The sequence below is a fragment of the Henriciella sp. genome (assembly GCF_029936995.1).
Classification (GTDB): Bacteria; Pseudomonadota; Alphaproteobacteria; order Caulobacterales; family Hyphomonadaceae; genus Henriciella.
The window spans coordinates 1-15,249 of the sequence record NZ_JAPYRE010000004.1; the positions used below are offsets into that span (position 1 = coordinate 1).

Consider the following 15,249-nt stretch of genomic DNA (forward strand, 5'->3'; position numbering starts at 1 on the left):
CTCGGCGAAACCAGCCCGCTAAGGTGAGGAAGCGCCAAAAACTCCAGCCCCGAATGAGGGCAATTTTGGGAGCGGTTCAGAAAGGGCTAGACTCTCGAAATGAATGAGGGACGCTTGGGGCTCAGGTCGAGTCCTTCAATGGATCGCTCCGGGACGAGTGCCTCAACATCAACTGGTTCGCCTCCTTGGCCGAGGCAAGGCGGCTGATCGAGGCGTGGAGGCGCGACTCCAATGAGAGCCGGCTTCACATGGCTCACAATGGGCAATCTCCCGACGAGTTTGCCCGTAACGCCAGCCTATGCCATGGTGGCAAGGTCAAAATCGCCACTGGATTTTAACGCCAAGGCCGGACCACCAGACCCAAGCGCGTCAGAATCACAAGTTACTGAAATCACGCAGCTTAATTTTCGGCTGGATTCTTAGGGATTAGCTTTTCAAGACATCGACGGAGGTTTCTAAGATCTTTCTCTTCGAACTCCGCAAATAACTCAGCGGCCACGCGCCTTCCAGCCCGGTCAATTTTAGACCGCCGGGAGAGTGCCAATCTGGAAGGCACGACTCTCCACACACGACGATCCTGACTGTCCGCGACCCGGGATACATATCCACTCCGCTCTAATTGGTCTATCAGAGCCCCGACTGAAGCTCGCCCCAGCTCCATTATCTCGGCTAATTCAGTTTGCGTGGGGTTAGAAAGCCGAAAAACATACAGCATCGCCCTCCATTGTGCCCGCGTCAGTTCCAATGCAGCCATATCCACATCGAATCGACGCCGAAGCTCGCGCGTGACACGGCCTATCAGAAAAGCCAGTTCAATTCGCTCATCGTTCAAGAAATCACTGTCAGCGAATCTTTGATTATTCTTTTGGGCCATTCCAACCAAACCTTGCCATGGTGTCAAAAGTTCAGTCTGGCTTTGTGCAGCTCGATATTCAACCGTTATGTTCAGAGCAAGAAAAAGTGCTGGCTAGATTAATCTAGCCAGCAAGTTTCCCAGAGCTACGGAATGTTGGGAGGACGTCTTCCTGACGATGCGATACCTTTCTCACTTCGTCGGAACGACAATTTTGACATTCCACCACTCAGAAAAGCAGCGGGCACTCGGACTGCCAACTGTTGCAAACTCCATTACTCAAAATTTACGGGCATGTCCATACTGTATGTTAGCGAACTGAGCTTCGCCCCCCCCTGAAAAAATAAAATGCCCCGGCATCCCATCTGCTTGCATATGGTATGACTTCGTACAATGATGCGCAAATCCGCAATAGACGGATACCATAATGGGAGGAAATTATGATTTTCACGAGATTGGCCAAGACAGCATTTCTATACACAACAGTATCGGTTTCGAGCGTCTTGTTCGCAGCCGAAGCTCAAGAAGAAGGTGATGTGAGAAAACTGCGGACAGTTGTTGTCACAACTCAGAAAACTTCAGAGTCGCTTCAGAACGTACCAATAGCTGTTTCTGCTTTTGATGAAGAGGCAATTGATAGACTCCAGTTAACTGGTGGTCCAGATCTCACAAAAGCCGTGCCGAACCTGTCGTTCACAAAAGGACAATTTACCGGCTTCAACCTCAAAATCAGAGGCATAGGAGTGGATGTGGTAGCAACATCCGGCGATGCCGGGGTGGGCATACATCAGAACGACGTCCCCCTTCAATCGAACAGACTTTTCGAATCGGAATTCTTTGACACTGAAAGGGTCGAGATCCTCCGTGGACCACAAGGAACACTCTATGGCCGAAACGCTAATGGGGGAGTGTTCAACCTGATCACCGCCAAGCCGGTTTTCGAAGAATTCCAGGCAGACGCCGCGCTAACTTACGGGAACTATAATTCAGTAAAAGCTAACGGCATGGTCAATTTGCCCGTAGGAGAACGGGTTGCCCTTCGAGTTGCCGGATCTCTCACGCAACGCGACGGGTACGTTGATAATATAGTCACCGGCAACGATATTGACGACCGGGACTTGTGGTCAGTCCGCGCCACTCTTGGATTTGAGCCGACCGACTCATTTAGTGGGTGGCTATTATATGAACATTTCGAAGAAGACGATACGCGTCTTCGCTCGGGCAAGCAGCTTTGCCGGAAAGACCCTCTAGATACTAGCTTTGCGGGAATTCCCATCGCCTTCGAAGATCAGATTTTCACGTCTCAGGGCTGCCTAAGTGCGCCTCTTGACGAGTCGCACGATACGGTGAATTCGGTCGCGACGCTGGCGGGTGGACTAGCTGTTCAGGTTGGACTGCTAAGTGGAGATGCATTCACGGCACCAGCCATTCAGGATTTGCGAACTATTGCGGCAGGATTTGACCCATTTTACCAAGCCGAACAGGATCTGTGGACACTTAGTTTGTCATGGGACATTAACGAAGTCCTGAAATTGACTTCATTGTCGAGTTTCAATGAAACATCTGTATTCTCTCTTGAGGATGTCTCCAAAGTCGAGCCCACAATCACCTTCAATGACTTGTCAGCAATTCCTCCAGGGATAAATCCGCAAGTCGATCTCTATAATTCAGTTTTCCCCGGCGGCGTCGTCAATGACCCGCAGATCGGCCCTTCGAACTTTTATACGGTGGCGGATCCATCCGGTGAGACAACAGAGGCATTTACACAAGAACTGCGTCTACAGTCGGATTTTAGTGGCCCGCTGAATTTCAATCTCGGCGCCATCTATATGGACTATGAGGCGGGCAATGACGATGTAATCGATGGATACTACTTCATAAGCAATGCCCTTACCGGTCTGCTGCAATTACACAACGCATCACTTGCAGCTGGTGGACCACCAGTGATTCCGGGAGTTCCATTCCCTGCAAGCCTTGATGAGTCCAATGTGGATGGCGACTCAAATATCGGCAATTCACTCAACGGCTTGGGACGAAATTACTTCCGGACAGTTTCCCCTTATGAGTTGCAGTCGACAGCGCTCTTCGGGGAAGCATATTATGATATAAATGATGAACTGACCTTCACGCTCGGATTGCGCTACACGAAGGATGAAAAGTCGCAAAAGAATATTCCGACCTATCTCTTCACGCCTGATGTCGTCCGCGCGGATCCATTAGCTCCGGTTCCGGATCCGGCGACAGAGACGAACCTGGACGGAAATGTCGACGGAATTTTCGAGGTTGAATTTGAAGAGGTTACAGGGCGCGCCGGATTTGATTGGACACCGGATTTGTCGTTCACAGATGATACGCTTCTGTATGGCTTTTACTCCCGCGGTTACAAGGGAGGTGGTATAAACCCACCGCAGCCTTCGGAAAATGCCAACGCATTCCCATCAACTTTTGAACCAGAGTTCATCAATGCATACGAAATGGGAACCAAGAATCGGTTCGCAGGAGGCACACAGCAACTTAATCTCGCAGGCTTCTATTATGACTATACGGATTATCAGATCACTCAGGTGATCAACCGCTCATCGGTGAATTTCAATGTCGATGCTGAGGTGTACGGCCTGGAGATTGAATATCTTTGGGCGCCCGGAAGTAACTGGCTGCTGTCTGCAAATATCGGTTTGCTCGAATCTAAGCTGGTTGATGTTTTTGCGATTGACGTCCTTGATCGCACGGCCGGTAACTCCGATTTCGTGGTTCTGAAGAACGCGGCAAGCTATTCGAACTGCGCTGTTTCCGCAGAAGGGTATGCAACGATTTTAGGCGCAATCGAGGCCGGGCAACTTGGCGCGGGCTCTACCGCTGGGCTGTGTCTTGGCAGTTTTGCAGGTCAGGAGGCGACTTTTGGGCTGGGAAATGTGTCCTATGTCGATGGGGACGGATCACTCCGCACAATCGGCGCATTGACGCCATTCGACGGCGTCAACAAAAACCTCAGCGACAACAATCTGCCGGGTGCTCCGGATACTACGCTAAACTTGGCAGCGGAGTATACTTTTCCATCTCTTGGTAATAGTAGCTGGGATCTGACAATCCGCGGTGATTATTACTATCAGACGGAGAGCTTTGCTCGTATCTGGAATGTTCCGCGCGACGAGATTTCCAGCTGGGAAAATGTCAATCTTTCTCTTGTCTTGGCGAATAATGACACCGGCTTCCAAATCACAGCTTTTGCCAAAAACCTGTTTGACGAAGAGGTGATAACGGGAGCCTATTTGCAGGACGACAGCCCTGGACTTTATAGCAATGTGTTTCTGACTGAACCGGCATTGTACGGAGTCACAATTTCGAAATCATGGTAGCAAGTACCGACGAAACATGACGCATGCATGCGAGGAGGCTAGAAGAACAGCAGAAATCTTCTGGCCTCAATAATCGAGAGGGTCGCTGGTTCATCGCCTTCTGCTGTTTGCACCCCTGCGCGGTATCCGAAAAAACTGACCTGAGCCCCAAGCGTCCCGCGTTTATTTCGAGAGTCTGACCCTTTCTGAACCGCCCCTAAAAGTGCCCTCATTCAGGGCTGGAGTATTTGGCGCTTCCTTACCTCTACGGGCTGGCTCTAACGAGGCGATCCATCAGTGCTGGTTCAGGCATTTTGCCCTGAGCCGGCCATTGAATGACTCGATGAAAAGTCATTGTCTGTCGTAAGCGCCACACTGCTCCCCTCGTGCGGCGCATGAGGTGAATGTGGCAAGAGTCCGCCGATCGTTAGAGTCGGACGGTCCAATTGGGAGCAGACGGCAAAATGGACGTCCTGAGGCGCCCCCAATGGGTTCCGAGATTATTGGGAGAGTCCGTTGGTTGAATAGCTCAAAGCGTGTTGGTTGGCGAGCGCGCCGAGCCCGGAGCCATCCCAAAGCTCAGGCGCTCGGCGCGCGCCTGTCGGCGTGAGGCCGCGGGTGCAGCAGGTCATCTAGCCCGAGCGCGCGTTGTGCCCGTGCGGCTGCGGCGAGATGGCCAGGATTGGCCAGGACGTCAGCGAACGGCTGACGCGCCTGGAATGACCGCAAGGACCGTGGAAGCTCGTCCAATGCTGGGTCCATCTGCGCCGAAGGTTCGTGAAGCTGGCGCGCAACACCAAGTCCCCGATCGCCGAGGCCGCCGTGCGCCAGTTCACTAAGCTATACGCCATTGAGGCGACGGTGCGAGGAATGACGCCACAAACTCGGATCGCCGCGCGACAACGGCACTCCTCCCCGATCATAGCCGCCTTGAAGCCCTGGTTTGAAAAGCAATTGTCAAGGGTCTCCTCCGGCTCTAAGCTGGCCGAAGACATTCTCTAAGGTCTTGCCCATTGGGAAGGGCTCACCCGCTTCCTGGCGATGGCCGGCTCGAGTTCGATACCAACCCGGTCGAAAACGCCATCCGGCCGATATGCCTAATCAGAAAAAATGCCCTGTTTTCTGGACACGAGATCGCGGCCGAAAACTGAGCGCTGCTCTCATCCGTCGTGGCCACCTGCAAGCTCAACGACGTTAATCCCATTGCCTACCGCGCAGATACCTTCGACGCCATCATCAACGGCCATCCGCAGAGCCAGATCGAGGAACTCATGCCCTGACGATTCCGGAAAATGTCATGCCTAAATCCGTAGGCGATCGGCGAGGCGCTTACTGTCTGTCGGTTTTCCGGGCCGTGAGGCGTCCAGCGTCACATTGTTTGGATGTGCCTATAGGTCGAAGTTCACGGGAGATGAACTCAGAGCCTTGGTCGACCCGGATCGTCTTCGGATAGTCAATCTTGCCGCACACAAGGTCGAGTTCATCTGACTTTAATCCGGTCTTTACAACGAACACCCACGCGGATTCTTTCGGAACTGTCGTCCAAAAATCGATGCCAGCTTTCCAGGCAACCTCAAACTGCTCCGGCCCGAGCGAGGAGTACGCAAGCACGTCCCGCTTTCTTGACTAAAAACCGATCGGCGCACCAGCACTTTTCATCGTCGAGACGCTTTTGGCGCCGAGAGGTGACCAGACGTCGGGTGTCACCTTTCCCCTGCAATACACCTTTTTAAGTCCTCAAAGCTTGTGGCCAGCCTCGATTCCATTGGGCACCCCCGTCAAGCGTCCTGCATCAGGTCAATTCATCAGTAATGGTGATACGCGATGAAGCCGCAGCCGGCCAGTAGAAGTTCTTTCCATTTCCAAATGAAGTGCCTCGCCCCTTGTTCCCGGCTAACGCCGGGTGACTTGGACGACACCTGCCGGACCTTGAAACCGTCCTTCCGAAGAATTTTTCCCGCCTCTGCGCGGCTCCTCCTGGATCATGTGTGGACACCCTGCGACCTCCGTATCAAATGGCTTCCATTCCAGCCAACAACCGAAAATGTTAATGTCATCATAGTGCTATCGCGTAGCAATAGTGCCCACCTTCATCCCGCACGGCCCGCCAGCCAGTCTTCCGAAAATCCCGAGAATAGAGGCGTCTGCGAATAGTCCCGACAATTCCGGGACTTGCAGGCGGCATTTCGGGCCGAATTCCTCGATTCCCGTCTCTCCCTGATTCCGGACAGGGCGAATTCCGTAAGAGTCTCCGCGCGCGAATTTTTCAGTCAGCTTTGTCCCGCGATTTCCCTGATAATGGGTGATTTACAGGGAATTTGGGCGAATTAACAGGGAGAGGGCAGATTTAGCCCCCTCTAAGAGCCCCGTCACAACTGGGGATTCCGAGGAAATTCCCTAAGCGAAAGAACAGGGAATTTGGGATCAAAGAACAGGGAATTTTCTCGTCAGAACAGGGAAATCAAGCGGCCCGAAAAGCAGAACAGGAAAGCTTTTCAGGAAAGAAAAATCGCGTCCTGGTGTTCCCATTTCACCGGGATCGAGATCTTGGAAAGCTGGTAAGCCGAGACATGCGGCGCCTGGCGGCCTCCACTGATCGCATCAAGCACGCGCGGCGAAAGAAAGGCCAGGTCAATATTGTGAGTGATGTAGGTCGCCGAGATGTCCTGCTCTTTCGCAATCTCGCTGATAGACTGGCCGGCCTTGATGGCTTCAAGCCAGCTCATCGCCCGCACGATTCGGCGGATCAGCACCTTGTCGATCTTGCGCGATGGAAGATGGCGATCAAGGACCAGCTTACGCTCGACCCCTCGACGCCGTTGGGTGTAAGTTATCTGTATTGGCTCGATCTCATCAACGCCAGCCAGGTGGAGGGCGACCGTTTCGTTTCCAATTATGACACGCTGGATTTTTTCAAGTGAGTTCGTGACTGATGCGTCAGGATCAAGATCCATCCGTATGTTCTGATCAAGCGCCTCGCGAACGGTCCGCTCGAGTTCGCGGGCCGGCAGCCGAATCTCGCGGTCTCGAGAAACATAGTAGCGATATCGCCGCTCGCCTTTCCGCGCATGGCTGGCTGTAAACGGATGCCCGGTCTCGTCGAAGACCTTGCCGGCAAGCGGGGAGGGGTTGGCGGTGTTCTTTCCGCTCTTCCGATCGTGTCGGTTGGCCTCGAGCTGTGCCTGGACGCGGTGCCAGAGGTCTTCGGGAATGATCGCCTCGTGCTGGCCATCATGCACCTTGTCGCGATGCCTGATCTTGCCGCGATAGATCGGATTGGACAGCAGCTGGTAGAGATGCCCGCGCGAGAAGGGCTTGCCGCCATAGGCCCGCCCGCTTGTGAAAGTGTGCTGCTTGGTCGTCAGGCCATTCACATCCGCGAAGTCCTTGAGCTGGCGGACGTTACCGAGCTCAAGATACTTTTCGAACAGGGTGGTGACGGTGCGGGCTTCAGACTTGTTGATGACAAGACCAGCGTCACGCTTGTCATAGCCCAGCGGGAGAAACCCGCCCATCCAGAGACCCTTCTTCTTGGAGGCGGCAATCTTGTCGCGGATACGCTCGGCGGTGACCTCGCGCTCGAACTGGGCAAAGGACAGAAGCACGTTCAGGGTGAGCCGGCCCATGCTTGTCGAGGTATTGAACTGCTGGGTCACCGAGACGAAGGAGGTGCCGGCTGCTTCCAGGGTTTCAACCAGTCGGGCAAAATCGGCCAGCGAGCGAGTCAGCCGGTCAATCTTGTAGACAACCACCATGTCGATCCGGCCCGCCTCGATCTCTGCAAGTAGTCGCTGCAAGCCAGGGCGGTCCATTGTGCCCCCGGATATCCCGCCATCATCATAATGCTCGCGAAGGATTTTCCAGCCCTCATGGCGTTGGGACTGGATATAGGCCTCGCAAGCCTCGCGCTGGGCATCGAGCGAGTTGAAGGCCTGGTCGAGGCCCTCGTCGGACGACTTGCGGGTATAGATCGCGCATCGCACCCGGCTCATGTCCGTACCCCGAAAAAGCGCGGGCCCGACCATTTTGTCCCGGTGATCTCGCGGGCGATGGCGCTGAGGGATCGCCAGGTCCGGCCTTTCCAGACATAGCCGTCCTCGGTTACGTCGACGATGTGCTCGACCCCGTTCCATTCGCGCACGAGCCTATGGCCGTGGTTGGCCACTTTGTCGGTTTCGGACGCGCCCGCAAGGCGTGAGAGCTTCCGCATGAGCACAGCGCGTGGTTTGCCCGACGCCTGCCATTGCTGCTCACAGGTCAGGATTTTCGCCATCATCGGCGCGCGAAGCTTGGGCGGAGGCGCTGAGCCGATGATCTCGACCCAGCGCGCAATGAGCTCTTCCCGGGAAAGCTCGGAGAAGTCTGCCTTGCTCATGACTTGGCTGTCCGCAGCTTGAAACGCGCCGCCGACGTTTCTGTCTTCGCGACGCACTCGATGACATAGCCGCGCTTGCGCAAGCGGGTGAGGGCCGCCCGGACCGTATGCGGCTGCCAGGACAGCAGGCCACAGAGCTGGTCCAGCGTCTGGCCCTTGCCTTTCAGGGCCTCGACGAGACGGGCTTCCTTGGTGCCGTCTTTCGGCGCGTGAATTGTCGGTTGTTCAGTCATGCGTGTCTCCTTGTGATTGCGGGGGCGATCATTCGCCCCCACTGAGACAAGCCCGGGGCGCTACCGGGCTACGCGATCTGTTGTTGACGACAGCAATGCTCGGATCAGGGGCGAAGTCCAGCGGGTTTCGAAAAAGCTGCGTGGACTGGTCGTGGGATGTCGGGGCACGTTAGGGGCATGGATGAACTGGACCCGATCCGTGAGCTGGTTGTCGAGGCGATGGCCGGCTTTGTCAGCGGACCCCGGCGATCGAGGGAGTAGGGTAGGTTGGCTAGCATTAATGAATGCCCCGAAATCCATTCCGTTATATCAAAACGTCACCGGAGATCATCCAGCTTGCGGTGATGATACATGTCCGCTTCCCGCTTTCTCCGCGCAACGTAGAAGACGTACTCCATGAGCGTGGCATTGACGTTTGCCACGAGAGTGCGAGGAATTGGGTGGACCGTTTTGGACCTATCTTCGCCGGGCAAGTTACATGCGTCGGATTCCACAATGGCGGTGGCACCTGGATGAGGTGTTCGTGAAGATCAACGTGGAGACGCATTACCTCTGGCGCGACGTCGATCATGAAGACGAAGTGCTTGAAAGCTATTTCACCAAAACACGAGATAAATCAGTGGCATTGCGCTTCCTGAAGAAGGCAATGAAACGGTACGGAAATCCACAAGCCATCGTGACGGACAGGCTCAGATCATATAGCACCGCGATAAAGGAAATAGGAAACGTCGACCGCCAGTAAGTCGGTCGCCATCTGAATAATCGAGTCAAGAATTCGCACTTGCCGTTTAGGCGACGAGAGCGAGCGATGCTGAGGTTCAGACTAAGGTCGAACCCGCAAAAATTCGCTTCGACCCACGCTACGTTTCACAATCATTTCAATCTCGAACGCCATATCAATCACCGCCAGACCTTTAAATCCATGCGAAATGCCGCCCTCCTAGAATGACGCAGGCTTCTGACTTGATGGGGGAAGGGGCGCTTAACGATATTGGAGATCGGTTCACATTCGACTGACAGTACGATTTTGTCTTTGATGCGGCAGTGAATTTGAGGTGGGTAAACCATTTTTTCTTAACGTTTTTTTGTTATTGGCTCTCCGGAAGGAGAACGTGATGTATAGATATGTTTCCGCCATTGCAGCTGTTAGTCTCTTATATGGAGCGCCGGGGAATACAGAAGCGGCAGGAAATGTCGATATTACAGTCGTTGTGCCCGAAGTCTGCCAGATCGAATCCACAGCCATTACGGTTGATTCGAACGGTTCCTCCGCGAGCGGTACGGTTTTCGAGATGTGCAATAGCGGTCGCGGCTTTCGCGTGATCGCCTCTCACCGGACTCTGGCCGGCGGAGAAGAAGTCGAGATCAATTATAACGGCCAGGTCCGCGAACTCGACAGCTCCGGCGTGAGCGATGTCGCTTTCCGCAATGGCCCGATCGCTGGCAGCGTGCCGGTCACGATTCAGAGCAACGGTCTCGTCGAAGGCATTTCCATCAGTCTCGGACTGACGATCATCTAATCTTCTCTACATTGCCGTTACGGTCATTGTGATCCGGTCCGAATAGCTGCCTGCCAGTGCAACGACCGGTGGCACCACAATGCGCATGGCGCGCCGGTCACCCGCCTGGGACGTGTGCTCGGGAAAAGCGATCTCGTACGTGCCAGCGAGGTCGACCTCGGTGCCGTCGAAGAAGAGGCGGTAGGGGATTTGCTCGCTTCCCTGCTCATGCAGAAGGCTGCCCATATTCGCCGAGCTGAATTCGACAGAATAGGGCGCCGTGCTGAAGATGCGGGCGGCGAACGGGTTGGAGCGTGTTTCGGTGGTGCTGGACAGGTTGCCGAGATCGATCTGGGCGGGCCCGCTGTCACCGGAGCCCACAACAGCCCCGACCAGACGCAGCGAAGATGCCGGCGGAATGATGATCGTGAGCGTCAGTGATGACCGGTCGGCGATATTGCCGGCGTCGTCAATGAGCAGGAGCTCGAGCTGCTCGGTATAGGTGCCTGCACGAAGTCCCCATTCGGTCGGAACACTCAGCCGGACTGGCACAGCCCGGCCCTCTGGCCCCGCCGGCACGTTTGCGATGGGGACATCACTGTCGGTCGTGCCGCCGGATGCTGCATCGGGCAGAACCTCTATCTGCCGATTGCGAGGGGTGCGCAGTGAGTATGGCGGGAAATCGGGCCCGGGCAGCGCGCCAATCCGCGCGATACGCAGCCTGGCCTCGCACCGCTGTCCAGGGAAACCGCGGCGATCATCCTGCCGCGTTTCGGTGCGCGCCTCGTTCAGGATGCGCACGGTGAAATTTTCCGTGGCCCGTCCGCCGGGTTCGATACTGTCGCCGTTGAGGCTGAGCGACTGGTCGCCATCGGAAAAAGCTGGCCGGCAATCCTGCGCGTTCGCAGTTGCAGGGAAGGCCAACATGGAGATGAGAGCGATGAATATCGTATTGCGCATGATGGCTCCTATTCAGATGCAGCCTGAAGATTGATCGTATCCAGCCGGTAGAGGCCTGTATTGTCCTCAGGGACCTTGATGGTGAACGCCTGACGCGTGTCGTTGAGGCGGACGGTGTAGGTCCGCCCCGGTGCAAGCCCGATAATACCAAAACGACCCGCAGAATTGGTAAAGAAGGGCTCGGGCTCAAACCCTTCGTCGTCTTGCGATGTGATGATACCCGTCGCCAGCTCAGCGGGGGCGTCGCCAATCCGGAGGAAACCGACCGCGCTCACGAACCTTTCATCGCCGACCTGCAGCTCATAACCACTGCGGAACGGAGGGTCGACGCGAACGACACCGGACCCGATATCATAGCCGGCTTCGAGCGTGTCGATGTCGTACTGGACGTCCTGGGTATTGTAGGAAGACAGGCGGTTCACGACGGCGGCACCGAGAATACCGCTGGACGCCTCATAGCCAGCGCCCCGCAGGCTGCGCCCGGTGATGACGTTGGTGCCATCAAGTGTCTTGTGGGGGTGGGCCAGCAGGAAGGAATCCTGGATCGGGCGGCCGACACCAAATGAGCCGTCTGCAAAGGCCAGCGATGTGCCGATTTGCAGCCGGGCGGTCTGATCGTCCGTGATACCTCCCAGCCCATTGCCAGACGAGGCGAGCGAGGCCCGCGCTTCGAAGCGGTTGGAGACATAATCGACCACACCGTCGACCGAGGCGCTGCCCAGCGATTCCTGAACATTGACCGAATAACCGACCGAACCGACCTGGTTGTCCGATCCGCGAGAGAGGGAGGCGCGCGCAAGCTCGCGGCGGCTCTGATAGGTTACGTCGCCGCGGTGCCGGTTGCCGAAAAGCACGGAAAGCCCGACACGGATGCCGAAGTTGGATTCGTAGATCGAGCCGGTCCCGTACTCTACGCCTGCGGTGGCGCGGACATTGTCATAGAGGCGATGATTTACGTCGAGAAAATAGGTGCTCTGGTCCCGGCCGCGCGAGCGCGAGAAATAGTTCGCGCCAGCGACCATCGAGGTTCGCCGGGTAAGTGACTGGCTATAGGATGCGTTCACCGAGAGCGTTTCAAAGCTGGACCGGAAGATGTTGCCGACACTCTGGAAGTTCTCGTCTTCATAATCGAACGAGGCAGAGAGCCGTTTGGCGCCGTAACCACTGCCAATGACGAGGCGATAGCCGCCGCGCAGGGCGATGCCGGTGCTGTCCCCCGTGCTGACCGCGCCCTGAAGGTCGAAGCTGCCGGGAATGACCTGCGGGACGACCTGCGTTTCAGCGGACACGACCTGAAGATCTTGTGAGGCCTGTATGCCGCCGCCGAGAATGAAGATGTCGCTCAACGCCTTGCGGTAGTGCCCGATGAAGGCGAGATCGCTTGAGTATTCCGGCTGCAGGCTCAGCTCGTTGGCAACGGCGCCGATCGCCGCTGTATATTCCTCTTCGCCGGCCCGCAGTTCGATCGGGTCGTAGAAATAGTCGAACCGGGTCACCTGCTCACGTCCGGAGCCGTCGCGGACAACAAGCTGGACATCGTTAGAGCCGGTCTGGATCGGCAGATCTTCAAGGCTGTAGGTGCCGGGCCGCAGATCCAGGGTCTGGTAGGAGGCCCCGTTGATAATGACTTCGACGGTGGATGGCGACGCGATGAACAGCTCGCGCCCGCCGAGGTTTACCCGGGCTGTCAGTGGATCGAAGGTCCGGCGGCTCTTCTCTACGGCGACGCCGCCGATAAACGGTGTCTGCAGAATACCGGTATTGTCGAGCTGGAGATCGCCAGCGCTCCACCGTCGATAGCTGTCTGGCTCGTCATAGACGGCGCGCAAGGAGCGACGATAAAAGCTGTACTCATTGTCCAGGCTTTCGGTGAAGCCGCCGTCAAGTTCCAGGACGACATTCCGATATCTCATTGCCCCAAGCAGAAAGACATCCGGCGGTGTCGAGTCCCCCTGGTCGCGGTGGACCAGGTTCACATTGGTATTGAGGTACGCGCTGAAACCTGCAGGCTCGATCGACGGCTGCAGCGGCGCGCGTTGTTCGCGGCGCCCGCGCAGCGGTTCGACCGGACGCAGGGTCGGGTCAATCGCATTCACCACCAGCTCCAGCCGCGACATGCTGAAGGTTATGTCGAAGCCACCCGCAGCCAGATCCTCGGAGGACACGAATGGATCACCGCCGATTATATCGTCCAGCCGGCGTACGCCTGTGTCAGTGAGCAGCTGGCTGAGTTCGGCCTGCAGCGACTGGCTTTCGATGGCCGTTGTTCCATCGGGCTGGACCTGCACGATCACGTCGTTGAGGACCCGGCCTTCCCAGACCAGCGGGACGGACATTGTAATTGAGCGGGCGGACTGCTGCGCCGCTGCGGTATTGCCGGTCTGCACTGATTGGCCAGACGACTGTGCTATCCCCGGGCCGCACAAAAACGCCGTGGCGATGGCAAGGCTGCTGACCCTCATCAGCAGGACCCCGGACTCCCCCCTAAGCATGGTCAGCGCACCACGCTGGCCTGGATCGAGCCTTCAACGAGTGGCTTTTCAGTCGGGATGAAAAACACTCGCGCACGATCGGGCGCGACCACGCCGACACCGATCTGCTGGGCGACGTCTTCGGGCTGAAGCCGCAGGTCTACCGCTGAGCCATCTTCGGCCGTGCCGCTGATGCGCCAGGGCAGGGACCCGGCGGTGAAGTAGCGGGTGCCGCGATTTTCCAGGCGCACCTCGATACCGTTTACATCGCCGCGAACCACGGGCGTGATGGATTCGACGTAAGGTTCCGGAGTGGCGCCGTCAGGGATCACATTCACCAGGACATTGAAATTGACCACGACCTGAACCTCATTCTGGTCGCCGGTCACGTCGACAGGGATCTGGCGGATCTGCATGTAGTACATGTCAGAGGACGAAAGCTCCGGTTCGCCAATATACTGGATGCGGAAGACCTGCTGGGATCGCGCTGGCACGATGACCTGCGCGGGAAAAACAAGGAAATCTTCGTCGGCAGGGGTCAGCTCAAGTTCGCCAGCTTCGCTGATGACGCCCCGGAACATTTGAACTTCAACCGGGAAATCCGACTCGCCGGAATGGATGAGCTCGACGCGAGCAACAGACTGGCGGCCGATCGGGGTGACCTCGACGATCATCGGGGAAACGCGCGCAGCATCAGCCTGGTTCGCCGTAAGGGCGAGCATCATGACACCGCAAATAAAGAGTAGTTTTCTGAGCACTGTTCTCCCCCCGCTATTCAGCGATACCCCGCCTGAATGAGCAAAATCACGTTAAGGAATTGTATCTGGTAGAAAAACGGAAGGGGGAACCGCGGCTCCCCCTTCTGAATAGTGGCATACAGTTCCGACTTAGATCGGGCCGAGCGAGATCGTGGCCGTGTCGGTGTAGGTGCCGGCAACCGGACGCTTGGACGTGTCGTCTGCATCGATCACAACGCGCAGCTGCGAGTTGTCGTGGAACGCGCCGTCAGCGGTCGCGCTCGGGACGAAACCGCCGCCGATACGGGTGCGGAAGTCGACGTTGGAATAGCTGCCGTCGGTCGACGTCATCTGAACGCGATAGTTGATCAGGTTGGTGAAGTCATCCGGATCATTGTCGACCAGCGACTGACCAGCCGAGTTCAGCAGGCCATCATTCGCGGAAGAGACCGAGATGCTGGTTGCGTAGTTACAGCTAACGTAGATGTTCTGCGAGTCGGCCTGGGAGCCGTTCTGAAGCTGCAGTGCGTCTGCACCGGCGCCTTCATTGATCTCGACTTCCGAGAAGGTCACAGCGTTCGGCTCGCCGATGCTGCACTCTTCCATGACAGTCGCGGAAACTTCCAGGTCGGTGGAATCCGTCGGTGCGGCGAACGCAGCCGGTGCCATGAGAGCGCCTGTCATTGCCGTGGTGATAAGAAGCTTTTTCATTTCAATACTCCAATTGGCCTGACGGCCGTTTCATTGATATTCAACCCTCAGGGGAATCAAGTTCTCCTGACGATA

The 15,249-nt window shown here is 56.4% G+C and carries 13 protein-coding genes and 2 pseudogenes; 7 read left to right on the top strand and 8 right to left on the bottom strand.

Features of this window, described 5'->3' with window-relative positions; genetic code table 11:
- Positions 1 to 119: 119 nt before the first annotated feature.
- Positions 120 to 338, top strand: a pseudogene (locus tag Q1K31_RS09630) (transposase); the annotation flags it as partial.
- Between the two features lie 62 nt (positions 339 to 400).
- On the opposite strand, the gene Q1K31_RS16640 reads toward Q1K31_RS09630, so the two are convergent.
- Positions 401 to 874 (bottom strand): MarR family transcriptional regulator, encoded by a 474-nt coding sequence (locus tag Q1K31_RS16640; RefSeq protein ID WP_051599949.1) that lies wholly within the window; start codon positions 872 to 874, stop codon positions 401 to 403.
- Between the two features lie 419 nt (positions 875 to 1,293).
- On the opposite strand from Q1K31_RS16640, the gene Q1K31_RS09635 reads away from it, so the two are divergent.
- From Q1K31_RS09635 to Q1K31_RS16650, 4 genes are all read left to right on the top strand, one after another.
- Entirely contained in the window at positions 1,294 to 4,209 is a 2,916-nt protein-coding gene (locus Q1K31_RS09635) for a TonB-dependent receptor (protein WP_034766449.1), read from the top strand.
- 756 nt (positions 4,210 to 4,965) lie between these two features.
- Positions 4,966 to 5,190 (top strand): IS66 family transposase, encoded by a 225-nt coding sequence (locus tag Q1K31_RS09640; RefSeq protein WP_009802131.1) that lies wholly within the window; start codon positions 4,966 to 4,968, stop codon positions 5,188 to 5,190.
- Positions 5,191 to 5,201: 11 nt separating this feature from the next.
- Entirely contained in the window at positions 5,202 to 5,339 is a 138-nt protein-coding gene (locus Q1K31_RS16645) for a transposase (protein WP_206740499.1), read from the top strand.
- Between the two features lie 18 nt (positions 5,340 to 5,357).
- Entirely contained in the window at positions 5,358 to 5,468 is a 111-nt protein-coding gene (locus Q1K31_RS16650) for an IS66 family transposase (protein ID WP_009802130.1), read from the top strand.
- 1,215 nt (positions 5,469 to 6,683) lie between these two features.
- Here Q1K31_RS16650 and Q1K31_RS09645 read toward each other — a convergent pair.
- From Q1K31_RS09645 to Q1K31_RS09655, 3 genes are read right to left on the bottom strand one after another with little or no spacing between them, the layout of a single operon-like run.
- Positions 6,684 to 8,180 carry a recombinase family protein gene (locus tag Q1K31_RS09645; protein ID WP_300379041.1) on the bottom strand — a complete coding sequence of 499 codons (1,497 nt, stop codon included), beginning with the start codon at positions 8,178 to 8,180 and terminating at the stop codon, positions 6,684 to 6,686.
- The gene (locus Q1K31_RS09650) at positions 8,177 to 8,563 is read right to left on the bottom strand and encodes a DUF2924 domain-containing protein (protein ID WP_300379042.1); all 387 of its coding nucleotides are present in this window, start codon (positions 8,561 to 8,563) and stop codon (positions 8,177 to 8,179) included. Before Q1K31_RS09650 ends, Q1K31_RS09645 begins: the two co-directional genes overlap by 4 nt.
- Positions 8,560 to 8,796, bottom strand: coding sequence for a DUF3489 domain-containing protein (locus Q1K31_RS09655; RefSeq protein ID WP_300379043.1), 237 nt, complete (start codon positions 8,794 to 8,796; stop codon positions 8,560 to 8,562). The genes Q1K31_RS09650 and Q1K31_RS09655 overlap by 4 nt, the downstream gene beginning before the upstream one ends.
- A 284-nt stretch (positions 8,797 to 9,080) precedes the next feature.
- Between Q1K31_RS09655 and Q1K31_RS16655 the strand changes: the two are divergent.
- Positions 9,081 to 9,745, top strand: a pseudogene (locus Q1K31_RS16655) (IS6 family transposase).
- A gap of 166 nt (positions 9,746 to 9,911) precedes the next feature.
- Positions 9,912 to 10,316 carry a hypothetical protein gene (locus Q1K31_RS09665; protein WP_300379045.1) on the top strand — a complete coding sequence of 135 codons (405 nt, stop codon included), beginning with the start codon at positions 9,912 to 9,914 and terminating at the stop codon, positions 10,314 to 10,316.
- A 6-nt stretch (positions 10,317 to 10,322) separates the two neighbouring features.
- Here Q1K31_RS09665 and Q1K31_RS09670 read toward each other — a convergent pair whose 3' ends face one another.
- The 4 genes from Q1K31_RS09670 to Q1K31_RS09685 all read right to left on the bottom strand — a co-directional run bounded on the left by Q1K31_RS09670 (position 10,323) and on the right by Q1K31_RS09685 (position 15,174).
- Complete coding sequence (locus Q1K31_RS09670) at positions 10,323 to 11,255, bottom strand: hypothetical protein (RefSeq protein WP_300379046.1); 933 nt, start codon at positions 11,253 to 11,255, stop codon at positions 10,323 to 10,325.
- Positions 11,256 to 11,263: 8 nt separating this feature from the next.
- Positions 11,264 to 13,717 (bottom strand): fimbria/pilus outer membrane usher protein, encoded by a 2,454-nt coding sequence (locus tag Q1K31_RS09675; RefSeq protein WP_300379047.1) that lies wholly within the window; start codon positions 13,715 to 13,717, stop codon positions 11,264 to 11,266.
- A 32-nt stretch (positions 13,718 to 13,749) separates the two neighbouring features.
- On the bottom strand, positions 13,750 to 14,451 hold the full coding sequence (locus Q1K31_RS09680; protein ID WP_300379048.1) for a hypothetical protein: 702 nt from the start codon (positions 14,449 to 14,451) through the stop codon (positions 13,750 to 13,752).
- Between the two features lie 162 nt (positions 14,452 to 14,613).
- Positions 14,614 to 15,174 carry a spore coat protein U domain-containing protein gene (locus Q1K31_RS09685; RefSeq protein ID WP_300379049.1) on the bottom strand — a complete coding sequence of 187 codons (561 nt, stop codon included), beginning with the start codon at positions 15,172 to 15,174 and terminating at the stop codon, positions 14,614 to 14,616.
- Positions 15,175 to 15,249: the final 75 nt, after the last annotated feature.